At 62.4% G+C, this 24284-nt stretch carries 14 protein-coding genes; 11 read left to right on the top strand and 3 right to left on the bottom strand.

The features are described 5' to 3' along the window. Nucleotides 1–358 precede the first annotated feature (358 nt). Nucleotides 359–898 (top strand): NYN domain-containing protein, encoded by a 540-nt coding sequence (locus Q0G75_RS01205; protein ID WP_042435704.1) that lies wholly within the window; start codon nucleotides 359–361, stop codon nucleotides 896–898. Between the two features lie 560 nt (nucleotides 899–1458). On the opposite strand, the gene Q0G75_RS01200 is transcribed toward Q0G75_RS01205, so the two are convergent. Then, on the bottom strand, nucleotides 1459–2421 hold the full coding sequence (locus Q0G75_RS01200; RefSeq protein WP_294417064.1) for a glycosyltransferase family 2 protein: 963 nt from the start codon (nucleotides 2419–2421) through the stop codon (nucleotides 1459–1461). A gap of 117 nt (nucleotides 2422–2538) precedes the next feature. Then, the gene (locus tag Q0G75_RS01195) at nucleotides 2539–5586 is read right to left on the bottom strand and encodes a YfhO family protein (protein ID WP_294417065.1); all 3048 of its coding nucleotides are present in this window, start codon (nucleotides 5584–5586) and stop codon (nucleotides 2539–2541) included. A 497-nt stretch (nucleotides 5587–6083) separates the two neighbouring features. Here Q0G75_RS01195 and Q0G75_RS01190 point away from each other — a divergent pair, with 497 nt between their 5' ends. The 4 genes from Q0G75_RS01190 to glmM all read left to right on the top strand — a co-directional run bounded on the left by Q0G75_RS01190 (nucleotide 6084) and on the right by glmM (nucleotide 15966). After that, entirely contained in the window at nucleotides 6084–9638 is a 3555-nt protein-coding gene (locus Q0G75_RS01190; RefSeq protein WP_294417683.1) for a DNA-directed RNA polymerase subunit beta, read from the top strand. Next, nucleotides 9639–14051, top strand: coding sequence for a DNA-directed RNA polymerase subunit beta' (locus Q0G75_RS01185; RefSeq protein WP_294415365.1), 4413 nt, complete (start codon nucleotides 9639–9641; stop codon nucleotides 14049–14051). Nucleotides 14052–14150: 99 nt separating this feature from the next. Next, nucleotides 14151–14630: a hypothetical protein gene (locus tag Q0G75_RS01180; protein ID WP_294415364.1), complete on the top strand. Its 480-nt coding sequence runs from the start codon at nucleotides 14151–14153 to the stop codon at nucleotides 14628–14630. Between the two features lies 1 nt (nucleotide 14631). After that, the gene (gene glmM / locus Q0G75_RS01175) at nucleotides 14632–15966 is read left to right on the top strand and encodes a phosphoglucosamine mutase (protein ID WP_276668143.1); all 1335 of its coding nucleotides are present in this window, start codon (nucleotides 14632–14634) and stop codon (nucleotides 15964–15966) included. A 61-nt stretch (nucleotides 15967–16027) separates the two neighbouring features. Here glmM and Q0G75_RS01170 read toward each other — a convergent pair whose 3' ends face one another. Then, a complete protein-coding gene (locus tag Q0G75_RS01170; protein ID WP_294415362.1) occupies nucleotides 16028–17437 on the bottom strand; it encodes a glucosaminidase domain-containing protein in 1410 nt (469 codons plus the stop codon). Between the two features lie 560 nt (nucleotides 17438–17997). On the opposite strand from Q0G75_RS01170, the gene Q0G75_RS01165 reads away from it, so the two are divergent. From Q0G75_RS01165 to Q0G75_RS01140, 6 genes are all read left to right on the top strand, one after another. Continuing rightward, on the top strand, nucleotides 17998–18663 hold the full coding sequence (locus Q0G75_RS01165) for a PilZ domain-containing protein (RefSeq protein WP_294415360.1): 666 nt from the start codon (nucleotides 17998–18000) through the stop codon (nucleotides 18661–18663). Between the two features lie 5 nt (nucleotides 18664–18668). After that, nucleotides 18669–19826, top strand: coding sequence for a hypothetical protein (locus tag Q0G75_RS01160; RefSeq protein WP_294415358.1), 1158 nt, complete (start codon nucleotides 18669–18671; stop codon nucleotides 19824–19826). 481 nt (nucleotides 19827–20307) lie between these two features. Further along, nucleotides 20308–21198 carry a hypothetical protein gene (locus Q0G75_RS01155; protein WP_294415356.1) on the top strand — a complete coding sequence of 297 codons (891 nt, stop codon included), beginning with the start codon at nucleotides 20308–20310 and terminating at the stop codon, nucleotides 21196–21198. A 297-nt stretch (nucleotides 21199–21495) separates the two neighbouring features. After that, nucleotides 21496–22551 carry a hypothetical protein gene (locus tag Q0G75_RS01150; RefSeq protein WP_294417680.1) on the top strand — a complete coding sequence of 352 codons (1056 nt, stop codon included), beginning with the start codon at nucleotides 21496–21498 and terminating at the stop codon, nucleotides 22549–22551. Next, the gene (locus tag Q0G75_RS01145) at nucleotides 22548–23234 is read left to right on the top strand and encodes a hypothetical protein (protein WP_294417676.1); all 687 of its coding nucleotides are present in this window, start codon (nucleotides 22548–22550) and stop codon (nucleotides 23232–23234) included. The genes Q0G75_RS01150 and Q0G75_RS01145 overlap by 4 nt, the downstream gene beginning before the upstream one ends. Nucleotides 23235–23246: 12 nt before the next feature. After that, nucleotides 23247–24254, top strand: a complete 1008-nt coding sequence (locus tag Q0G75_RS01140) for a hypothetical protein (RefSeq protein WP_294415353.1) — start codon at nucleotides 23247–23249, stop codon at nucleotides 24252–24254. Nucleotides 24255–24284: the final 30 nt, after the last annotated feature.

Raw genomic sequence — 24284 nt, 5'->3', positions numbered from 1 at the left:
GGCCCAAAGGCCTATGCCCGCTTGCTTCAGCCGAATTCGGGGCGCGAGAGCGCCCCTCACTGGCTTTTAGCGAACCTGTAATGTGCAATACGGTGAACAGGGGACGGAGGTGTTCACAGGTGCCATTGGGAACATGCAAGTCTCCGGCGTGAACACACCTCCGTCCCCTGTTCACGACGAAGACGACGCGCAAGCGTCTGCGCTGATTTTGACGGATCCGTGATAACTTTGGTGGACTCGCGTCGATCGATATGCGGGTCTGCTCGTGAACACGCCTCCGTCCCCCTGTTCATCGGGCGTTGGCTTTGATAGACCTGCGGCGGTTAGCTGCTACATTGTATGAAAGGAGGGATGCGTGATGGCAAAACAGCGGAAGAAGATATTACTGGTGGATGGCTATAACGTCTTGCGTTCGGGGTCGCGCTATCAAGAGGCGTTCGCGCATCCCGACTATACCGACGATGCGTTCAACACGGCTCGCGAGCGTCTGATCAACGACGTCATCAACTTCGCCGGTCGCGAATATAAGGCCGTCATCGTGTTCGACGGCGGCGACAACCAGTTCTCCACCGGCGAGGTGGAGACTATCGGCGGCGTGCGCATCATGTTCAGCCCCGCCGGCACCTCGGCTGACAAGGTCATCGAGAAGCTGGCCCACGACGCGCGCGTGCGCAACGTGGAAACCATGGTGGTCACCTCCGACGCCACCATCCAGGACACCGTGTTCGGCGGCGGCATCGACCGCATGTCGGCCAACGGGTTCTCGCGCGAGGTGGGCATGTACTACGAGGACGTGCACCTTGACGAAACGCCGAAGGTGGCGCTCAAGCGCACGCTCGGTGACCGGATTAAACCGGACGTCCTCGAAAAGCTCAAAGCCATGCGCGACGGCGCATAGCGGCTTTCTGGGCTAGCTGACCAGGGGATTTGCACGACAGTGCGTAACAACTATCCCAACTAGCTGACCAGGGGATTCGCGAAACAGGGGGGTCTTGCCCGAACCGCGCTCGAATCATCGGGCAAAGTTCAGGCAAGGCCCCTTTCGTTTTGGATGTCTGTCGTTTAGAACGCTGGGCGTATTCATAACGCCAACCTGGTTATCATCGTTGCTGTATGCGGTCGCCCTTTAACAGGCGGGCATCCTTGAATCGACCTCATCCCTATAGTTCTTGATGGTATTGCAGGTTTTGGGGCCATTTTTTGCCATGAGTTCCGGGTTCTGGGTGGTTTTAACGCCGAGATTTACGGTTGCGCCGACAAAACCCCAGGTCGGCATTGCTTCAAAGTGCACTTCAGCCTGCAAAACCGCCCAGAAGATTCTGCTCGGCATTCGGCATCGACGAATCGTTCTCATTGGGGGGTCGGCTTAGCGGTTCCCGAAACATGGACGAACCGGGGCGCGGACGGCGCGCGAACTGTCCACCCGGGCAAAGAAAGCGCCCCTTTCGGGGCGCTTCGCTATTCCTTCGTGCTGTCCAGGTGCTCTTTTGCCAGGTAGATGGGGCGGCGCTTGTTCTCGATGTAGTCGCGGCCCAGGTATTCGCCGATCACTCCCAGCACCGCTAGCTGCAGGCCGCCGAATAGCAGGATCAGGCAGGCCAGCGTGGGGTAGCCCGGGGCGTTAGTCCCGTACAACAGGTACTCGGCCAACACCGACAGCAGGTATATCACCGCGGCGACGGCGCAGAGGCTGCCCAGCCACACCGCGATCTTGAGCGGCCAGGTGGTGAACCCGAAGATGCCCGTGGCGGCGTAGCGGAACAGCTTCTTGAACGACCACTTGCTGGTGCCGGCGGCGCGCTGCTCGGCCTCGTAGGGGATCTCAAGCGTATTGAAGCCGATCCAGGCGAACAAGCCCTTGCTGAAGCGCTCGCGCTCGGGCAATGCGAGCAGCGCATCGCGCACGGGGCGGCGGAACACGCGGAAATCGCTGACGTTTGCGGGGATGGAGATGTCGTCGGCCATGCCGTTGAACGTACGGTAGAAGGCGCGCTTGAACAGCTTCAGTACGAAGCCCTCCTTGCGGTCGACTTGGCATGCGGCTACGCAGTCGACGTCGGCGTTCTCCATGAGCAGGCGATACATGCGCAACGCGTCGTGGGGCGTTTGCTGCATGTCCGCGTCGATAAGGCAGATGTTGTTGCCGCGCGCCGCCTGCATGCCGGCGTACAGCGCCGATTCCTTTCCGAAGTTGCGCGAGAAGTCGATGGCTTGCACAGCGTGCTTCCCGCGTGCGGATTCCACCACGCGGTGCAAAAGCTGCGCGGTGCCGTCTTGGCTGCCGTCATTGACGAACACGATTTCAACGCCCACGCCCGCTTGCTCGAAGCATTCGGTGGCCGTTTTGTAGAACAGCGGGATGTTGTCCGCCTCGTTGTAACAGGGGACCACCAGCGTCAGGTCGTACAGGGCGTCGCTCATGTGTTCGTTCCAATCTAGCTTTGCCGCCGCGCTCCCCGTCGGGTGCGGCGCTTCCTTGCGAAGTGGGCGTGCGATAGCGCCTTAGGGCTAATCGGTGCGCGCTCGAGCTACGCTCGATTATTCGCCATCTCGCAACATGCTACGCCTGCGCGCCGCTATGCGCCATACGGCGAACAGCGTAACGGACGCAATGCCCACAACCGCCCCCGGGACAAGCCCGGGCGTGAGGTAGCGCAGCTCGACGACGTTGTCACCGGTTTGCACCGGTATCCCCATCAGTCCGTCGTAGGCTGCCTGCACCTCGACCGGCTGGCCGTTGACTGTGGCGGTCCAGCCGTCCTCGTAGGGCTGGCTGATCACGAGCGTCTCATCTTGGGCGGCGTTGAACGTGGCTGCAATCCGTCCGTTTTCGTACGCGGTCAGCGCAAAACCGGCGGAATCGATGCGCGACAGCTGATCTTGCAGGGTTTGCAGGTCCACGGTGCCGGCCTGCGCCAGTTCGGCGGCGGGAACGTCCCAGAACGCGGATTGCGCGTTCGTCACGGTACCGTCCTCGAAGCGCAGCTCATAAGGCTGCTCGGCCAGCGGCTTGATGGCCACCTGCATGGATTGCCCGGCGCGCCCCCAGCCCAGGTACACCTGGTTGCACGACCCACGTCCGCCGATGGTTTGCACGAGCGAGCCGTCGGCCCACACCTCGCACACGACGCCGCCTTCGTAATACAGGTCGTTCACGAACGCCGTCGGCGTGTACAGGTACACCGGGCCGTCAGCCGAAGGGGTCAGCGTGAACGTGCGCGCATTCTGATCGCCGTCGCATTCCTGCACGTCGACAGTGGAAAGCGCGCTCGCGTTATTACCGGCGGCGTTTGCGAGCATGGCGTCCTGGTTGTCAAGCGGGCGACCCTCCTGCCAGTCGACGTGCGTGCTGCCCGTGGTGCCCCAGCCCAGCGGCAGCGCCAGCTCGTTGCGGTACGCGCGCCAGGTGCCGCGCAGTGTGGCCCCTTCGGGCTCGGTCGCGGCAGGAGGCTGGTCGTCCACGATGTCGGTGACGCCGAGCAGCGCGTCGGCGATGACGTTTGAGCTCATGTAATAGGTGCCGAACGGCGTGACCTTGCTATACCCCAGGTCGTGCAGCAGCTGCTGGATGCGGTATTCCTGCGTGGATGAATAGTGGTCGAACGTGCTCACGCCCAGCACAAGCGCCATGTTGTCCGGCCCGTTAACCTTGCTGCCGCCCCAATACGGCGCGGCGTTGCCCACGCGGGCGAAGGCGGAGGCGCCGTCCGCGTTGCCTGCGGCTGCGCCGTTAACGTCGGAAGCGTCGCCAGCCTTGCTCCCATCGGAGCTTGAATCTCCTTCCGAACCGGAAAGGGCATCGCTACCCGTAGTCGCGCCGTCAAGCTGACTGTAGAAGCCCTCCAGCTCCGTGAGCGTGTCGGTGTAGCCGCTGACCGTGTAGCGGCATCGCGAAAGCTGCGCCTGCGCGCTGAACACCTGCTCGCCGACGAACACGCAGGCTAGCGCGACGCACAACGCGGCGCGTAAGATCGGTCGGGCTCCGTGCTGCGGGCAGCCGGCTCGGTTTGCGCTGGGGAAGGCGGCGTCGCGCACGGCGTCTGCGTCCGCACGCTCGGCATTCGCCGTGCGGCTCGCCTGCTCCGCCTTGCTGCCGACCCGTTGCGTACCCCCGCCATCCGCCGTCGCAGCAACGCCGCGCATCCCGGCCGCGCCCGCGATCAGCAGCGTGAACGCCGCCAGCAGCCCGCATTCTAACGCCACCAGCTGGGGTGCTTGCGGCAAGCTTCCCTTTGCTATATACAGCCACGCGGCGGACCCGGCGACGCTCACGAGCGCCGCGCCGCCGCCTACCAGCGCGCAACGGCGTCGCGGCTTCGCATCAAGCCGCGAGAGCGCCAGCAGGCCCTCGGCGGCAAGCACCGTCATGACCAGCAGGATGGCGAACCCGTTGCGATTGGTGTAGGAGCTTTCGGGCACGAACCCGCTCCAGATGGTTGCCACGGGCGTGAGCACCAGGCTCGTGGCCATGACGAGCGCGAAAGCCGCGCCCGTCATGCGCTCGCGACGTCCGATGGCCCCGTTCGTCAGGAACACGCCGATGCCGACCAGCGCCAGCGCCGAAATCGTCAGGGCGGGCAGGTTCGCCTGCGTGGTGATGCCGGGCAAGGTGCCGATGCAGAACAGGTCGGCCACCGCAAGCGGGTTGCGCGCAAGGCCCGTGTTGCATGCGAGCGAGGCCAGCCCCGCGTGCGTGCCCTTGCCGCCAAGAAGCGACAGCGCGGTGGGAATGAGCACCACCATGCCCGCGCCCACGGCAAGCGCCATGGTGGCGGCGAAGCGCCAGCAGCGGCGCAGACGGTGTCCGCGCAGGCTGCGGTCGCGCGCCAGCTCGTAGAAGAACCACAGCACGCACAGCAGGCAGACCATATATCCCGTGTACCAATTGAACACGATGGCGCACGCGCACGCGGCGAACAGCCCGCCGCACGCGCGGCGCTGCACCAGACGGTACGCGCCCAGCGCCGCCAGCGGGGCCATGGTCACACCGTCGAGCCACATGATGTTGCTCGCGTATCCCAGCGCGTACGAGGTGAGCGCGTAGGCGCACGCGAGCAGTACGAGCAGCGCCTGCCTGCCGGCCGGGGCGCTTGCCGCGGCGGTGCGAGCCTCGCGCCAGGTTTCAGCATCCGCCGCCAGAAGCCTTCCGCGCAAAAGCACCAGGCAGCAGACGGCGCATGCGGGAATCTTCACCAGGTACAGGACGCTGAACAGCTGCGGCACGGTCTCAGGCGTGAAGAAGAACGCGATCAGGTTGAATGGGCTGGACAGGTAATAGGTGAACAGGCTGAACATGCCACCGCCCAGGCCGGCGGCGTTGCTGTACAGCAGGTTGCCCTGGCCGTGCAGCACTTGGATGAGCCAGCCGAAGTACTCGGCGTACTGCACGGGCATGTCGTAGAGCATCACCGACATGTCGCCGAACGGGTAGATCCCCCGCATGGCGAAGGCGGCAAGCAGCACGCAGAAGGGGATGGCGAAGGCCGCCAGGTACGGTGCGGCCGCGCGGGCAAAGCGGCTTGCGCGGGTGCGCGCCGCAGGGCGTCGATGCGGTTGCGCGATTGCGTCGTTGCCGGATATATACATGGTAAGGAGGTCCTCTCTTGTCATGCCCGGAAATCGGGTATGCAGCCCATGGTACCCCAGTCGACAGCCTATGGGGCCCCGGTGGCGGTTGTCTACGATAACGGCGGAATCCCGGCGTTATCGCATCCTTCCGCCGGCGAAGGAGAGCAGGTGCCGTCGCGGACGCAGACGGGGGCGACGGCGAGGCTACCGGCACCGCCCCGATCGCGTGGGCGCGCAGACGCCCGGCATCGCCATGGTCGCGCGGCTAAGTCTTAGATGCCGGCACTGCCATATAAGGCTTTTCCGCGCTCGATCGCCGTCGCGCCGCCTGCCGTGCTAGAATGCCTTCCGCACGAGAGAAGTCATATCTGCGTTTCCCCAGGTGAAGCGGCGAAAACCAACAAATTTCCACAGCTCGTGAAAAAATTCCTTGACGGGCTTGACATTTCGCCGTATTCTAACAAATTGCAACTTTTTCGCAGTTTTGCGGATGCACCTGAAGGAGGAAAAGCCTCGTGGCCCAAGACAAAAATGCTGGTCAGACAGTACTTTATCGCAATCGCTGCTCGTTTGCGAAGATTCCTGACGTCATGGACGTGCCCAACCTCATCGCCATTCAAACGGATAGTTTCAAATGGTTCATGAGCGAGGGTCTCGACCAGGCGTTCCAGGACATCGCTCCGATCGAGAACAATACGAAGGACATGTGCGTCGAGTTCGGCGACCATCGCTTCGGCGACCCGAAGTACACCGTCGACGAGTGCAAGGAAAAGGACGTCAGCTATCAGGCGCCCCTGTACGTCGAGATCCGTTACATCAACCGTGAGACGGGCGAGATCAAGGAGCAGGAGGTGTTCATGGGCGACTTCCCGCTCATGACCAACCGCGGCACCTTCATCATTAACGGCACCGAGCGCGTCGTGGTGTCCCAGCTCGTGCGTTCCCCGGGCGTGTACTTCGGCTCCGAGCGCGACAAGGCATCCGACAAAACGCTGTATAACGCAAAGGTCATCCCCAGCCGCGGTGCATGGCTGGAGTTCGAGACCGACAAGCGCGACATCCTGTCCGTGCGCATCGACCGCAAGCGCAAGCAGCCCGCTACGCTGCTCGTTCGCGCCCTCGGCCTGGCCGAGACCCGCGAGGAGATCATCGACCTGCTCGGCAGCGATGAGATGGTCCTGCGCACCCTCGACCGCGACCCCGCCACCACCAAGGAGGAGTCGCTCATCGAGCTGTACAAGCGCTTCCGTCCCGGCGAGCCGCCCACCATCGACTCCGCCCGTACGCTGCTCGAGGGCCTGTTCTTCAACCCGCAGCGCTACGACCTGGCGAAAGTGGGCCGTTACAAGATCAATAAGAAGCTCGGCTTCGATCAGGAGGAGGCAACCTGCTCCACGCTGACCGAGGAAGACATCACCAAGACCATGCAGTACATCATCGGCCTGCATGCCGGTGCCGAGGGCGTCAAGGTCGACGACATCGACCACTTCGGCAACCGCCGCATCCGCACGGTCGGCGAGCTGATCCAGAACCAGTTCCGCATCGGCCTGTCCCGCATGGAGCGCGTGGTGCGCGAGCGTATGAGCATGCAGGAGCCCGACGAGATCACCCCGCAGTCGCTCGTGAACATCCGCCCGATCGTGGCGGCCATCAAGGAGTTCTTCGGCTCCTCCCAGCTGTCCCAGTTCATGGACCAGGCCAACCTTGCCGCAGGTATCACGCACAAGCGCCGTCTGTCCGCACTCGGCCCGGGCGGTCTGTCCCGCGAGCGCGCAGGCTTCGAGGTCCGCGACGTCCACAACTCCCATTACGGCCGCATGTGCCCCATCGAGACGCCTGAAGGCCCGAACATCGGCCTTATCGGTTCGCTGGCAACCTTCGGCCGCATCAACCCCTACGGCTTCATCGAGACGCCCTACCGTCGCGTGGTCGACGGCAAGGTGACCGACGACATCGACTACCTGACGGCCGACGAGGAAGAGAACCACACGATCGCCCAGGCCAACGAGAAGTTCAACCTGGAGACTCGTGAGTTCGGCACCACCGACGAGAACGGCAACTTCGTGAAGGCCGCTCGCGTTCTCTGCCGTACCAAGGACGCCGACGGCGTGTTCGGCGAGCCTGGCGAGGTGCTGCCCGAGCAGGTCGACTATATGGACGTTTCCCCGCGTCAGATGACGTCGGTCGCAACGTCGCTCATCCCGTTCCTCGAGCACGACGACGCAAACCGCGCCCTCATGGGCTCGAACATGCAGCGTCAGGCTGTGCCGCTGCTCAAGCCGCACGCCCCGCTCGTAGGCACCGGCATGGAGCACCGCATCGCGGTCGACTCCGGCGAGATCCTCATCGCGCAGAACCCCGGCGTGGTCGACTACGTCGACGGCCAGACCATCATCGTGCTCAACAACGACGGCGAGTACGACGAGTACCTGGTGCCGAAGTTCCAGCGTTCCAACCAGTCCGGCTGCATGAACCATCGCCCCATCGTCCGCAAGGGCGACGAGGTGGCTGCCGGCGACGTGCTGGCAGACGGCCCGTCCTGCGACGGCGGCGAGCTGGCGCTGGGTCAGAACCTCATGGTCGCGTACATGCCCTGGGAAGGCTACAACTACGAGGACGCCATCATCGTGTCCGAGCGCGTGGTGTCCGAGGACCTGCTGACCTCCATCCACATCAGCGAGTACGAGCTTGACGCCCGTGACACGAAGCTGGGCCCGGAGGAGATCACCCGCGAGATCCCGAACATCTCCGACGACATGATCGGCGATCTGGATGCCGACGGCATCATCCGCGTGGGCGCCGAGGTGTTCCCGGGCGACGTTCTGGTTGGTAAGGTCACCCCGAAGGGCGAGACCGAGCTGACCGCCGAGGAGCGCCTGCTGCGCGCCATCTTCGGCGAGAAGGCCCGCGAGGTCCGCGACACCTCCCTGAAGGTGCCGCACGGCTCCGGCGGCCGCGTCATCGACATCCACCGCTTCAGCCGCGCCGCCGGCGACGAGCTGGCGCCGGGCGTCAACGAGCTCGTCCGCATCTACGTGGCTCAGAAGCGTAAGGTCCAGCAGGGCGACAAGCTCTCCGGCCGTCACGGTAACAAGGGCGTTATCTCCCGCGTGCTGCCGGTTGAGGACATGCCGTACCTGGCCGATGGCACGCCGATCGACGTCATGCTGAACCCCCTGGGCGTTCCGTCCCGTATGAACGTCGGTCAGCTGCTTGAGAACCACCTGGGCTGGGCCGCGAAGTGGGGCTGGAATGACGACCCGAACTCCGACGAGCCCGTTGAGGGCCCGCAGTTCGTGGCAACCCCGGTATTCGACGGCGCCACCGAGGAGGAGATCTCCGACGCCATCGACGCCGCCAACCGCAACCTCATCAACTGGAACCATAAGAAGTACGGCGACCTGGCGCGCGACGAGTTCGTCCCGCAGCTGTCCCGCACGGGCAAGGCATGGCTCTACGACGGCCGCACGGGCGAGAAGTTCCGCGAGCCCATCACCGTCGGCCAGACCTACATCCTGAAGCTGGGTCACATGGTCGACGACAAGATCCACGCCCGCTCGACCGGCCCTTACAGCCTGATCACGCAGCAGCCTCTGGGCGGCAAGGCGCAGTTCGGCGGCCAGCGCTTCGGCGAGATGGAAGTGTGGGCCCTGTACGCGTATGGCGCATCCAACGTGCTGCAGGAGATCCTGACCGTGAAGTCCGACGACACGTCGGGCCGCGTGAAGTCCTACGAGGCAATCGTCAAGGGCGAGAACACGCCGGCTCCCGAGGTGCCCGAGTCCTTCAAGGTTCTGGTGAAGGAAATGAAGTCGCTGTGCCTCAACGTCGAGCTTGAGGGACACGACCATCAGACCATCGACGTCACCCATGACCCCGATCTGGACGACGTGAAGCGCGACAACGCCGATTCGGCCCTGTACAACGCCATCGCAGACGATGCGCGCAAGACCGAGGCCGAGGAAGCCGGCGCTCTCGACGACATCGCCGCAGAGCTGGGCGAGCTGATGGCTGATACGAAGCAAGAAGAAGACGACAACGACCTGATCGGCAAGGAGGACGAGCGATAAATGACGACGGAATTCGACGTTAACAATTTCGACGCCCTGCGCATCTCCCTGGCTTCCGCCGAGGATATCCGCAGCTGGTCGCGTGGCGAGGTGAAGAAGCCCGAGACCATCAACTACCGCACGCTCAAGCCGGAGAAGGACGGCCTGTTCTGCGAGAAGATCTTCGGTCCCACCAAGGACTGGGAGTGCGCCTGCGGCAAATACAAGCGCGTGCGTTTCAAGGGCATCGTGTGCGAGCGCTGCGGCGTCGAGGTGACGCGCAGCAAGGTTCGTCGCGAGCGCATGGGCCACATCGAGCTGGCGGCCCCCGTCAGCCACATCTGGTACTTCAAGGGCTCCCCGTCCCGTCTGGGCTACCTGCTCGACATCCCGCCGAAGGAGCTGGAGAAGGTCCTGTACTTCGCAAGCTCCATCATCACCTCCGTCGACAAGGAGGCGCGCGACGAGGATGTCGAGGATCTGCGCGATGAGCTGGCCGCCGACCTGGAAGAGCTGGACGTCGAGCGCGATCGCTTGATCGAGCAGACCCGCAAGCTGTCGGTGGACTACGTCCCCGAGGACGACGACTTCGTCGACGACATCGACGAGGACGAGCGCCTCACGCCTGAAGAGGTGGAAGAGGAGATCGCCGACATCTACGAGGAGTTCAACGAGCGCAAGGCGCTGCGTCAGGACGCTTTCGACCTGTTCATGAAGATCGAGCCGAAGCAGCTGGTTCCCGACGAGTCCCTGTACCGTGAGATGCGCGCCAACTACCGCGATTACTTCACGGGCGGCATGGGCGCCGAGTCCGTGCGCGACCTGCTGGACGCCATGGACCTCGAGGCCACGGCCGAGGAGCTGCGCGACGTCATCGCCAACGGTAAGGGCCAGAAGCGCGCCAAGGCTATCAAGCGCCTGAAGGTGGTCGACGCGTTCCTGAAGTCCACCAACAAGCCGTCTGATATGATCCTGGACGTCGTCCCGGTCATCCCGCCCGACCTGCGCCCCATGGTGCAGCTCGACGGCGGCCGCTTCGCCACGTCCGACCTCAACGATCTGTATCGTCGCGTCATCAACCGCAATAACCGCCTGAAGCGCCTGCTCGACCTCGGTGCCCCCGAGATTATCGTGAACAACGAGAAGCGCATGCTGCAGGAGGCTGTGGACAGCCTGTTCGACAACGGCCGTCGCGGCCGTCCCGTCACGGGCCCCGGCAACCGTCCGCTGAAGTCGCTGTCCGACATGCTCAAGGGCAAGCAGGGCCGCTTCCGTCAGAACCTGCTCGGCAAGCGCGTCGACTACTCCGGCCGTTCGGTAATCGTCGTCGGCCCGTCGCTTAAGCTGCACCAGTGCGGCCTTCCTCAGCAGATGGCGCTGGAGCTGTTCAAGCCCTTCGTTATGAAGCGCCTGGTCGAGCTCGAGTACGCTGCTAACATCAAGGCCGCCAAGCGCGCCGTGGATCGTTGCGCCAGCTACGTGTGGGACGTGCTGGAAGAGGTCATCGTGGACCATCCGGTCCTGCTCAACCGCGCACCAACCCTGCACCGTCTGGGCATCCAAGCCTTCGAGCCGGTTCTCGTCGAGGGCAAGGCCATCAAGCTGCATCCGCTGGCCTGCACCGCCTTCAACGCCGACTTCGACGGCGACCAGATGGCCGTGCATGTGCCGCTCGGCGCCGAAGCCCAGGCCGAGGCCCGCGTGCTCATGCTGTCCGCGAACAACATCAAATCCCCGGCTCATGGCCGCCCGCTGACCGTGCCCACGCAGGACATGATCATCGGCTCCTACTACCTGACGGCAGCCCGCGACGGCTTCCCGGGCGAGGGCCGTGCGTTCATCGACTTCGCCGATGCTCGCAACGCCTATGACGCTCGCGCCGACGTGGACCTGCAGGCCAAGATCGAGGTGCGCCTGAGCAAGGACACCCGCGTGGCTAACGCGTTCGGCAAGTTCGAGGACATGAAGGCCGGTCAGCGCATCCACACCACCATCGGCCGCATCATCTTCAATGACTCCTTCCCGGAGGATTATCCCTTCTTGAACTACCAGATGAACAAGAAGGAGATCGGCCGTTTGGTCGAGGACGTCACGAATCGCTACCCGCTGGCCGATGTGCCGGAGATCCTGGACGGTTTGAAGGCCACGGGTTACCACTACGCAACCCGCGCCGGCATCACCGTGTCCGTCTACGACGCCACCGTGCCGCCGACGAAGGCCGACATCCTGGCCGCTGCCGATGACAAGGTCGCAGCCATCGATGAGGACTACGAGATGGGCCTGATGAGCCCCGAGGAGCGTCATAAGCAGGTCGTCGACATCTGGACGGATGCCAACGAAGAGGTCGGCGAGGCCATGGCTGCCAACTTCGACAGCTTCAACCCCATCTTCATGATGGCCGACTCCGGCGCTCGAGGTAACATCAAGCAGATCCGCCAGCTGGCCGGCATGCGCGGCCTGATGGCAGACACCAAGGGCGGCACCATCGACATTCCGGTTAAGTCGAACTTCCGCGAGGGTCTGTCGGTGTTGGAGTACTTCGTCTCCACGCACGGCACTCGTAAGGGTATGGCCGACACCGCTCTGCGTACCGCCGACTCTGGTTACCTGACCCGTCGTCTGGTCGACGTCGCGCAGGACGTCATCGTGCACGAGATCGACTGCGGCACGAACGTGGGCGTCCCGTACCCGCTGCACAACGAGAAGGGCGAGCTGGACGAGAACCTGATCGGCCGCTGCCTGCTCGAGGATGTCAAGGGCGCCGACGGCTCTGTGGTCATGGAGGGCGACAACTACATCACCTCCATCGATCAGCTTGCCGCCATGGAGGCCGCGGGCGTCGAGGAAGTCACCATCCGCACGGTCATGACCTGCCATGCCGAGCATGGCGTGTGCCAGAAGTGCTACGGTTGGGACCTTGCAACGGGCCGTCCGGTCAACATCGGCACCGCCGTCGGCATCATTGCCGCACAGTCCATCGGCGAGCCCGGCACGCAGCTGACCATGCGTACGTTCCACGCCGGCGGCGTCGCAGGCGAGGACATCACGCACGGCCTGCCGCGCGTCCAGGAGCTGTTCGAGGCCCGCAAGCCTAAGGGCCAGGCAGTGCTGGCGGAGATCTCCGGCACGCTGCAGATCAGCTCCGACAAGAACACGAAGACGCTGACCATCCACGACCAGGAGGGCAACTTCCGCGAGTACGTGGTGTCGGCCCGCGCCACCATGCTCCCGGGCGTGGAGGACGGCCGCCAGGTCCGCATCGGCCAGCAGCTGACCAAGGGTTCCGTGAACCCCCACGACCTGCTGCGCCTGACGGACCCGAACACCACGCTGCGCTACATCGTGGCCCAGGTCCAGGACGTGTACGTGTCCCAGGGCGTTGACATCAACGACAAGCACATCGAGGTCATCGCGCGCCAGATGCTGCGCAAGGTGGCCGTGCTCGACGCCGGCGACTCCGACTTCCTGCCGGGCCGCCAGGTCAACCGCTTCGAGTTCGAGAACGTTGCCAACGAGCTCATCGCCGAGGGCAAGAACCCGCCGGTGGGCCAGCCGCTGCTGCTGGGCATCACGAAGGCCTCCCTGGCCACCGATTCGTTCCTGTCCGCTGCATCGTTCCAGGAGACCACGAAGGTGCTCACCGACGCCGCCATCGAGGGCAAGGTCGACCACCTGGTGGGTCTGAAGGAGAACGTCATCATCGGCAAGCCGATCCCGGCTGGTACGGGTCTGAAGCGCTACCGCGATGTCGGCCTGACCTACAAGGGCAAGCCCACCGCTCCGGTCGAGGGCGACATGCTGCCCGAGTACGCTCCGGACGACCTGCGCCAGATCGAGGACCTGCTGCCCCAGCCCCAGGATTGGTCGCTGGACGGCGAGGGCTACCTCAACATGGGCGGCAACTACGGCAGCTACTACAGCGGCCTGTCCCTGGGTCATCGCGGCCCGCAGCTGTCCGACGAGGACGCGCGCCTGTACATCTACGACGATCTGGGCGTGTCGCAGCGCTGGGCGAACAAGTTCAGCGAGGCCGGCATCGAGACCGTGGCCGACCTGGTGGGCCACACCGAGGACGACCTGCTGCGCATCGAGGGCATCGGCGCGAAGGCCATCGAGGAGCTCAAGGAAGGCCTCGAGCAGCACAACCTGCTGCATGTGATCGAGGACGACCTGAGCGCATCCTCCGACGACATGAGCCAGCTGCTCGACATGGTGTTCAGCCCGGATGACACCATCCTCATCGGCGGCGACGAGCCGGCAACCTTCAACACCGAAGGCGAGGACATGCTGGGCGAGGCGCTGCCTCCGCGCAGCTATCACCGCAACCTCGAGGAGCTCGACGAGCTTCTGGGCAACGGCGCGTTGGGCTTCGGCCTGACCAGCCGTCAGGACGAGGAAGAGTCCAACGAGGCTCAGGCTAACGGCGAGGAATAACGCCAGCTGAAAGGGGCGCGCATCGGCGCGCCCCTTTTTTCGTTACGGCGGGCCGGGCGGCGACAGCGCCGGTGCCCGCTTACGTTCGAAAGGCTTTTCATGAGCGATAAAACTTACATCCCCGAGGGGGAGCAGGCTCCCGCATCGCAGATCGGCGCCACGCTCGAGGCGCTGGTGGGAACCATCCACGCTCGCCGCGACGCAGGGGAGGGCAGCTACACGTTCCGCCTGCTCACGGGTAATGCCGACTTGCCGTTGAAGAAGGTGGTCGAGGAGGCCAACGAGGTGGCTTTGGCCGCCAAGGACGTGGAAGCGGTGAAGATGATGCTGGCGGGCCTTGCCGGCCACGAGGGCTCGCACGCGGGCATGGCCGATGCGTTCGCCGCCAAGGCCGACGCGGCCTGCGACCATCTGCGCTATGAGGCCGCCGACGTGGTGTATCATCTTCTCGTCGTGCTTGAGCGCTACGGCATCGGCATCGACGAGTTCGCTGCCGAGCTGAACAACCGCATGACCGACGAGGAGCGCCCCCAAGGCGCCATCCGTCTTTTCGATGAGCATGTAAAGCGAGGGAAGTAATATGGCACGTCTTTTCGGTACTGATGGGGTTCGCGGCGTTGCGAACAAGGAGCTTACGTGCCAGATGGCCTTCCAGCTGGGTCAGGCGGCGGTGGCCTTCAAGGGCCGCACCATCCTGATCGGCAAGGATACGCGCCTGTCGGGCGATATGCTGGAGTCGGCCGTTGCCGCCGGCATCATGTCCATGGGCGGCACGGCGTTGCTGGCGGGCATCATCCCCACGCCGGCCATCGCCTTGCTCACCCGCGAGCTGCATTGCGACGGCGGCATCGTCATCTCCGCCTCGCACAACCCGCCGGAGTACAACGGCATCAAGATCTTCGACGGCCAGGGCTTCAAGCTGCCCGACTCCGTCGAGGATGAGATCGAGGCCTTTATGGCCCGCGGCGGCGCTGCTGCTGACGAACTTCCCAACGGCGACGAGGTGGGCGTGGCCGTGCCCGTCGAGGATGCTTGCGAGCTCTATATCCAACACGCGGTGCAGAGCGTGGAGAAGCAGGGCATCGACTTCAAGGGCCTGAAGGTGGCGCTTGACACGGGTCACGGCGCATCCTGCATGACCAGCGCCGAGGCGCTGCGCCGCTTGGGCGCCGACGTCACCGTCATCAACGACGATTACTGCGGCACGGACATCAACGTCCAGTGCGGTTCCACGCACCTTGAGCCCCTGCGCGCCCTGGTCGCCGAGTGTGGCGCCGATGTAGGTATCGCGCATGACGGCGACGCCGACCGCGTTATGCTCATGGACTCCGAGGGCAACGAGATCGACGGCGACATGGTGGAAGCCGTGTGCGCCATCGACCTGAAGCAGCGCGGCCTGCTGGCCGGCGACACCGCCGTGTCCACCGTTATGGCGAACCTGGGCCTTACGCATGCGCTGCGCGATGCGGGCATCAACCTCATTCAAACGAAGGTTGGCGACCGCTACGTGCTCGAGGCCATGCGCGAGGGCGGTTACGTCATCGGTGGCGAGCAGTCCGGCCACACCATCTTCCTGGAGCACAACTCCACGGGTGACGGCCTGGTCACGGCGCTGCAGTTCCTGGCCGCTTGCAAGCGCGCCGGCAAGTCCGCCGGCGAAGCGGCGAAGGCCATGACCCGCTTCCCGCAAACGCTCATCAACGTGCGCGTGAAGGACAAGCACGCGGCTGATGGCAACCAGGCCATCGCCGATGCCGTGGCAGCTGCCGAAGCGGCGCTTGGCGAGGACGGTCGCGTTCTGCTGCGTCCGAGCGGCACCGAGCCGGTCGTGCGCGTGATGGTGGAGGCCATGGACGAGCAGGCTGCCGAGCAGCATGCCAAGGCCATCGCCGAAGTGGTCGAGCGCGAGATTTAAACGATCGAGTAAAGAAATGAAAAGCCGGTAACCGGTCTACACCGGTTACCGGCTTTTGTTTTTAACGGTTGTCGCCTTTAGACCAGTCTGTGATCGCCTGAGCGACCGACCATGCTGCAGCGTCGTCTTGGCTGGCGGCGGCATTGCCCGATGCGTGTGCGCCTGCTGCGGCGTGGGCGGCGTTCTCGCCTTCGACTTTGCGGCGCCAGTACAGCCAGAAGCCCAGCGCGCCTGCGCCTGCTGCGACAAGGGCGGCCAGTATTCCTGCTATCACGGGGTTCATCTGCCGCTTGGGAAGGCCGGCCTCGGGCACGGTGATGCCGAAGTCATCGGAGCCGGTTTTGAACGATGCCTGCGAGGCGGTCGGCTTGAGCACGGATTCGAGCGTTGCGGCTTCGGCCTTCGCCTGCTCGCTGGGCGCGTCGAACTGGGTCAAATCGTACGTGTCGATATAGGCTTTCAGCGTGCGCGAGTACGTGGTGCTGGTGGCGTAGTGCCCCTGCAGGTAGTCGCACGCGTCCTCGTAGCTTTCCGTGTTCGACTTCTTCACCGGGGTGTACAGGGAATCGCCGGTGAGCAGCCCGACGTAGTCCTCAAGCGATTCCGTCAGGCTGGGGTAGCGGCGGAACTCGGCGACGATGGTCTCCAGATTGCCCTTGCCGTCGTCCTCCTGCGTTTTCATACGCACGCTTTTGCCCTCGTAGCTGCCCTTGATGCCGAACAGGTTGTTGTACGGCTCGCACGAGAGCCCCGATGAGCCGGATGCCGACTCCACTACGGCCTGCGCGATCATAACGGAGGCGTACAGGTCGTTTTCCTGGCACAGCTCGCGGGCCTGCTCGCCGATTTGGCTGATGAACTGCTCGGTGGTCAGGTTGCGCGAGACGTAGACCAGCTCGTCCTCGTCGAGGGTGGCGCTTTCCTGCACCATATCCTCGGGGGCGTCCTCCACGTCCTCGGCGGGCTTCTCCGCGGCGGTGTCGTTGCCGGTGCTCGCGGACGGGGCGCTGGACGCTGCGGGTGCGGCAGGGGTTTCGGCGGGTTGCGCGGGCGTGGCGGGCTCGGGCTTGGTCTCGGGCTCGGAGGCGGCGTTCGAATCAGCGATGGCCTTCTGCGTCTGCTTGACCAGTTTCGCCAGGTCGGCGTCTATGGTTGCCAGCGCGTCCACGTCGATGGCGAGGAAATCCGCTGCGGCCACGGTTTCGCCGGAAAGGTACGCTTTCAGCGGCTTTAGGCCGACGAGCTTGGCTGCTTCGGCTTTGTCGAGGATGGCCTGGTTCTCCGCATCGGTTGCGGTCCAGTCGCCGGTGATGGCGACGCTTTCGATGGGCGTTGCCTGCGCCGCGTACGCAACGCTTGCCGAGGCGGTGCCCTGGGTATGCGCAAGACCCGCCAAGGCGGGGGTTGTTGCCATGGATGTTGCCAGCACCGCGGCAAGCGCGGCGTTCGTGAAAATGGTGCCCTGCTTCATTACGCTATCGTACCGTTTCTCCTTGTTCGACCTAGTAAGCCAAGTATAACTTATAGCCCCTCCCTTTAGCGTTCCCCACGATAATCATCACGTCGGCTCCTTGCAATATCGGGGCGGCAACCGTTTGCCAATCGTCGCGATTCCTTCACGTTTTCCGCCGCTGAACAGGGCAAAACCCGCGAAAATGTCGACTGCGCTTGCGGGGGGGGGACGAGCCGGGTAACGAAAGGGACTGCCATTCAGTGCGTCGGGTGAATGGGCGGGCCGGGGAAGGGGCGGCGGAACATCCTGATGCCTAAGGTCGACGGCTTGGCCCTCGATCCCGGGATGTGAACAGGGGACGGAGGTGTGTTCATGTTGCGCGGGCGAAAGCGCGGGCTAGGGAAGGGGGTCGTGTGAACGCACCTCCGTCCCCTGTTCACGTGGCCCGCTTTTTGCGCCGCAGCTTGGAAACGTTGCGCTCCCCGTGTTGCTTCCCGTCATCGCTTCCGCTTTTCGTTATAATCATCTGAATCCGCGCGAGGGAGCGCGGCGATCGCTGAACGGGAAAGGAAGGTTTGATGGCCGAGCTGCAGATACAGCCAGGAACGAAGCTGAAAGTCGCTTTCGACACGGCCGTGGGCCAGCAAACCGATTTCAACATGATGGCCACCTTCAAGGGCGCCATCGACGAAGCCTATTTCCTTATCAGCGCGCCCATGCTTGCCGGCAAGCCGCTGATCTTGGACGAGAACCAGAAGCTCCTGTTCCAGTACACCGAAGGCGGGAACACCTTCATGCTGGCCGGCTATCCCGAATCCGTGGAGAAGGCGGGCATCCGCACGTTGTGGAAGATGCGTCAGGTGGCCGAGCATCGCACGTTCTTCAAGCGCCGCGACGAGCGTTTCAAGGTGTCCATGCGCCTGCGCTACCTGCGCGACGAGGCCCCCGAGGACCAGCTGGAAGAGGCTATGACCATCGACGTTTCCGCCGGCGGCCTGGCAATGTATCTCAACGATTGCCCCGACGTGGGCGAAGCCCTGCAGGTGAAGCTGCCCGTGGTGCGCGTGGACGACCAGCGTTACGAGCTGCCCGTGCAGCTGGGCATCGTGTGCTGGCTGCGTGAGGCGCCGAAGGGCAGCCTATTCCGCAACGCCTGCGGCATTCAGTTCCGCTACGCCGACGATTTGGAGCGCGAGGCCATGAAGGAGTACATGGAGCACGTGCGCGCAAAGTATAAGATCTAGGGCTCATGGCGTGGTTCGGTAAAAATAGGGAAAGCGAAGGCGGGCGGCCCGAGCGTGAATCGGCGTCCGATCAGGTGCAGGGCGCTGAACAGGAGCGTGCTCAGGCTGAAGGTGTGAATGCGGACGAGTCTGCGCAGGCCGAAGGCGTGGGCGCAGACGCGTCTGCGGAAGCGGAAGCGTCCGAAGGCACCGCGCGTTCTACGGCGCCCGCCAAGCGTCGTTTCGGCAAGAAGCGTGCCTGGAGCAAGCGCATGATCCGCGTGGAGGAGCTGGAAGAGGCTCTGGCGGACGATGAGGACATCGACGTCGACGCCATCGTCTCCATGTACATGCCCAAGCGCCGCATGGCCCGCATCGGCGAGGCGCTTTTGCGCGTCGGCACGCTGCAGAAGGTGCTCATTTGCGTTGCCCTGTTCATGGCAGTGCTGTTCGGCGTTTCGTTCATGCAGGAGAACATGGGCAACTTCACCATCAACTTGAACCGTTTGGAGCTGTTCAGGCGCGGTATCGCCATTGCCGACAACAGCCAGTTCGAAGGCGCCACTGCGCGTCTTGCCGCCGAGGCGGTTTCCTACGGCACCAACATCGCCGCGGATGATCTGCCCGACAACTTGGACGAGATCGACGGCAGCCACAACGGCAAAAGCTACGTCGCTTACACTTTTTATATCCGCAATGCCGGCAAGGAAGATCTGGGATACGACGGCAAGGTGAAGGTCGCCTCCGCGTCGAAGGGCGTGGAGAAGGCCGCGCGCGTGCGCGTGTACCGTAATGGCCAGGCGGTGACTTATGCCGCGCCCGCTTCCGATGGCGGCAACGAGCCCGGGTGTGAGAATTTCGAATCGAACGACGTGGTCTGCCACCTTGCCAACGACGACTTCAAGGTGGGCTACGTGGATAAGTACACGGTGGTCATCTGGCTTGACGGCGATGACCCCGAGTGCGTCGACGACATAGTGGGCGGCGAAGTCGAGTTCGCCATGGACTTCGATTCCGATGGAGCTGAGGATACGAATCTGCTCACCAAGTTCGTGCGGGATATCGGCGACACGCTCACGGGCACCGATCCCATCGGCGCGTCCGGCACCGATGCGCCCGACTACTATCAGAACAACACCGTCACCTGGGATAACCGTCGCAACCAGGACAATCCGCCCGCATAAGCCCGATGCCGGCGTTTGCCGGCGAGATGCTGCGCGTTGATGGCGTTGGCGGTTGCTGGCGCGTCGATTGGGCTGCGGGTTACGAACGCCGTTTGCGCATTTGCCGACTTGTTGCTCATCGATTTCATTGGCTGGGGCGTACGGCGAATCGACCGATGCCCACGGCGTTAGGTGTTGTCGAGGCATCTGCCGGTTCGCGGTCCTTGGTTTTGTTAGCTGTGCCCGCTCGCTTTGCGTAAAGGGAGGGAGCGCGACATCTGCTTTGCGGAAGTAGGGGATTGACGCCTTCGACGTTGATTTATTAGAGGGGGTACAATTTCTTGCGGAGAAACCATTGAATTGAGTGATTTACCTGGGGTAAGGCGGAGATATTCCGGGACAAAATATGGTAAGGTGCTCTTCGCATGTTCTTGAATGGAATGCAGGTGCCCGTTGGGTATTGATTTCATGAGCGAGGAAAAGGATCGAGAGAGGATCCGTTATGGAAACGAAGGCACTGAAAAAGCAGCTCGCCGCTGCTATCGCCATGGTGCTGGTGGCTGCCATAGCCTTGGGAGCCGCCACGTTCGCATGGTTCGTGAACAACAATGCCGTCACGGCAGAGGGCGTTAACGTGACTACGTCTTCTGCTGTGCCGAACCTGTATATTACGAGCGCGGGTAAGACGACGGGTGATATGACTAAGGCGGGTACCAGCCCGAGCAAGCTTTACCCTGTGTCCACCAACGATGCTAAATCCTTCTATGAAACATTGCATTGGACGAGCGCGACCGGCACGGGTTCCCACGCCGTGGCTGACAAGTATCAAAGCGCAATTGCTCGCGAGGACGAAAAAACCGTTTATATTGATTACACCTTTGCGCTTGGTGTAGCTAACGGTTCGATGGACGTGTACTTCAATTCCGACACCGCTGCTACTACTCTGCAGGCTAGCGACAAGATGGGTACCGCAGGTCGATTCGCCATTAGCTTCGATGGAGGGACGAGCTGGAATCTCTTCAAGGTTGCGTCTGCCGACAATTCAACCGCTACGAGGTATTACACCGATAAGGCTGCCGAAACTGCAACGCAAGGCGACTATTGGGTAACGGGTGCTGGCGATGCGGACAAGGTTGTCGAGGCGAGTTATTCAGACATGGCCGCTTACTCTGGCAGCATCAACGATAAGGGTCAGGCAGTTGCGGGGACGAGTAAACTTGCCACCATCAGTAGCAATAATGGACCTGTGACGGTTACTGTTCGCGTGTGGTATGAGGGTTGCGATCCGAGCTGCGTCTCCGAGAATGCCGCAGCAGGCATTTCCAATACAATCACTGGCAACCTTGGTTTCGTAGGCGTTCAGTCTCCGGCGACCTCCGGTGTTGGTGCGTAGCCAACAATCACGGTTCGACATTTGCTAACTGCTTAATACCCTCGGGCTTGTGCTCGGGGGTATTCTTTGTTGTCAGGGGGATTACTTTGTTGGGGTGCTGATGAGGCTTTAGCGTTCCGTCTTGCGACTTGCGGGAATCGTCAAAAGTGGGGTTGTTTTGGTTTGTTGCACTTAGGAATAAGCGGTGTCTTACATGCTAAAATCCTACGTTGAATGATTGTCGGAACTGGGCAATGGCTTCTTGTCATCTGAGCGGCGTATTCGCTCCGTTTCAGAATGAGAGGGCCCTGACATTGCTTGGGCGAACAAGGAGGAAAGCGGCCTCTTCGGGGCGTCGGCAGCATGAAGGCGACTGGCGAACATACCAACCACGGTGAGCTTCACGCAAGCGATAACGCTGCTGAGGGCTATCGCGCTGTGGCCGACGAGCATGCGCAAACCCTGAAGGATTTCTGGAAGCGTTTCATGGTCAGCGGTCTGTTCGTGGTAGCCGCCCTTGTCATTATCCTGGCCTGCTTGGCGTGGTTTCTGAATAACTCCCAGGTGAGGGTCAATGGCGTTGGGGTGGACGCGGCCGGCGCACGCTTCGCTATCTTTTCCGACGGCGACCGCCAGGGCGTCTATGATCAGGCAGCAGGCGATGTCGGGCTTGATGTGGCCGACTCCATGAACGTGAGTGCTACCAGCAATCTGGTTAACTTGAGCTTCGGCGATACTTTGGGTCCGGGTTCGTATGGCCAGCTTACCTTCACGGTGACACCGTATGCGAGCGATCTTCGTGACGTGCAAATCGATATCTCCCGCGAGTTTAGGGACAAGCAGGGGGGAGCCGAGGTTTCCGATACCGTGAAAGCGCTGGCGTCGGGTCATATCCTGTTCTTTACATCGCGCGACGCCAATGGGTATTATGAGTCGCCCATCCTTGGCGAGCAGTTGACTAAGGGGTCTTCGGTTCTCAGTTACCGGCTGACTGTCGCCAAAAGCGAATTCCAGGACACTTCAGGCAATACGACCAACTCCGTTACGAAAACGCTGTACTGGGTGTGGCCTGAGTACATCCAGAACTTCGTGTATACCGGCAACGCCAACTACTACAAAAACCTTTTCGCAACCGATGACGTTAAAGATCCTGCCGGGCAGAGCTATGCTGCTATGCAAGGCTATATCAACGACCATCAGGATTCTTTCTACTCCATATCGTCTGGTCAAACGATTCCTCGCCTAAGCAGCACCATGACCTCTGCGGACCTCTCAGCGTGCGCTGCGGCTTACAACAAGGCCGACGATGAGATCGGCAACGCGGTGGAGTATTACCAGGTGCGTCTTACCGCTAGCGAGGTGACGACCCCATGAGCGGCAACGAAGCGCGGATGACGTCGGCAAAAGAGTGGATGTACGAGCATCGCGGGCCGATTCTTGCGGCGTTGGCCGTTATCGCCGTCGTTCTGATCATCGCGGCGCTCACGCTTTCGTGGTTCCTGACCAACAACAGCCTTTCAACGGTTGCGAAGGTCGACTCTCCTGCCGAGCTGAAGATCACCGTGCCGGGCGAGTCGGCGGCAACCCAGCTCGACCTGACCAACGACGCGGACTACGACAAAGTCGACGAAAAAGGCAACGTTTGCCGCCGCCGCGCCTTCAGCGTGGACAGCGGCGGCAAGGCCTTTGAACTGCAAGTTGCGAACACCACGAACATCAAAGACCTGAGCGTGAAGATTTATCGCGCCACGGTGAACAGCCCCTCCGCCGCCGGCGACGTCCAAGGCAGCGGCTATTCCTGGAGCAAGGGTGACGAGGTTACGGGCTTTACCGACATCTACTCCGGTGAAGCCAAAACCAAAACCTTCGGCAACTATAGCAACATCCAAACAAACGCCGTTCCCAAGTACCGTTGGAAACGATTCGAGGTAGCTGAACTCGATAAAAAGACCGAAAGCGAAGCCGCTTCCGTGACCAACTTCATCATCGAATGCTCGTGGCCCAAAGATACCAACTACAAGGAAACCGACGTAGCGTATCTGATCGCGAAGTCGTAGAGAGGAGGGACCGTGCTCAGAAACCGCGATGACAACTGCATCAAGCAAGAACGCGAAAGCGAAGGGCGCGGTTCGCTCACCGCTTCGCTGAACGGCGCGATCGACGGTATGGCGAAAACGCTTCAAGCGCGTAAGGCGTTGTGGGTGGTTTCCTTCGTGCTGGTCATTGCGGCGCTGGTGTTCGGCGTCCGTTTGACCTACAGCGCCTTCAGCGCGAACGACCACTTGAAGGCCGTTGCCGTTACGGGCACTTCGCAAAGCCTGTTCGCTTCCGACGTGCTGGCTCCTTATTCGGAGAAGCCAGCAGAGCCCATGGCCAAAAGCGTTGTGGTCGATACGGGCAAAAGCGATGCGACCGACGCCAACGGTACTTGGTGCTCCTTCACCTTCCGCGTGTATAACTGCATGCTCGATGACCGGAATGTGTTCAACGACAAGGACGTCAAGTACGCGTTGAGCGTAAGCGCCGTTAGCGTCAATGGAAATGATGAAGTTACCTCGGGGTGGAGCATCAGCCCCGCGCAGGGTGACGTCGTGCTTCCCGGCACGCAGGCGAAGATCGTCACCTACACGATTTCCTTCGACAAGATCCTGCTGAACAACGTTGCGTTCAAGATCTTCGCCATCGTCGATCAGACGAATAGTCCTGGAACCAACTTGGCGTGTTTGGCGGCTACCGTCACGCCGGCGGAGCGTTCCGTGGTCGAGTCCGCTTCCGTCACTGGCGCATGGGCCGATACGGGCGACGTTGGCGATTATGCCGCATACAACTACCGCGTCAGCGTTACGGGCAAGCAGCAGACGGTAACCCTGAAGTGGGCCGAAAAGGTTGAGCTTGATCCTTATTTCGAAAAGAACCACGCGGGTGAGAACTCGAACTGCACCGTGAATACTGACGAACGCACGGCAACGTTCACGATGTCGCCGGGTTCCGAGATCGTGAACTTCTACTGGACTGGTGGAAGCGCCGGGCCTTCTGAATGGAGCGATCTTGGCGTATCGGTAACGGCAAGCGGTTAGTTGCGGACAGTCGAAAACAAATGGTCGGCA

Source organism: uncultured Senegalimassilia sp., from assembly GCF_934636665.1.
Classification (GTDB): Bacteria; Actinomycetota; Coriobacteriia; order Coriobacteriales; family Eggerthellaceae; genus Senegalimassilia.
This window is presented reverse-complemented; position numbering and strand designations above follow the sequence as displayed.

Coding starts and splice junctions, on each gene's coding strand:
- Q0G75_RS01200 (WP_294417064.1), bottom strand. CDS start 2,421: ATGAGCGACGCCCTGTACGACCTGACGCTGGTGGTCCCCTGTTACAAC.
- Q0G75_RS01205 (WP_042435704.1), top strand. CDS start 359: ATGGCAAAACAGCGGAAGAAGATATTACTGGTGGATGGCTATAACGTC.
- glmM (WP_276668143.1), top strand. CDS start 14,632: ATGGCACGTCTTTTCGGTACTGATGGGGTTCGCGGCGTTGCGAACAAG.
- Q0G75_RS01195 (WP_294417065.1), bottom strand. CDS start 5,586: ATGTATATATCCGGCAACGACGCAATCGCGCAACCGCATCGACGCCCT.
- Q0G75_RS01155 (WP_294415356.1), top strand. CDS start 20,308: ATGGAAACGAAGGCACTGAAAAAGCAGCTCGCCGCTGCTATCGCCATG.
- Q0G75_RS01160 (WP_294415358.1), top strand. CDS start 18,669: ATGGCGTGGTTCGGTAAAAATAGGGAAAGCGAAGGCGGGCGGCCCGAG.
- Q0G75_RS01170 (WP_294415362.1), bottom strand. CDS start 17,437: ATGAAGCAGGGCACCATTTTCACGAACGCCGCGCTTGCCGCGGTGCTG.
- Q0G75_RS01180 (WP_294415364.1), top strand. CDS start 14,151: ATGAGCGATAAAACTTACATCCCCGAGGGGGAGCAGGCTCCCGCATCG.
- Q0G75_RS01145 (WP_294417676.1), top strand. CDS start 22,548: ATGAGCGGCAACGAAGCGCGGATGACGTCGGCAAAAGAGTGGATGTAC.
- Q0G75_RS01165 (WP_294415360.1), top strand. CDS start 17,998: ATGGCCGAGCTGCAGATACAGCCAGGAACGAAGCTGAAAGTCGCTTTC.
- Q0G75_RS01185 (WP_294415365.1), top strand. CDS start 9,639: ATGACGACGGAATTCGACGTTAACAATTTCGACGCCCTGCGCATCTCC.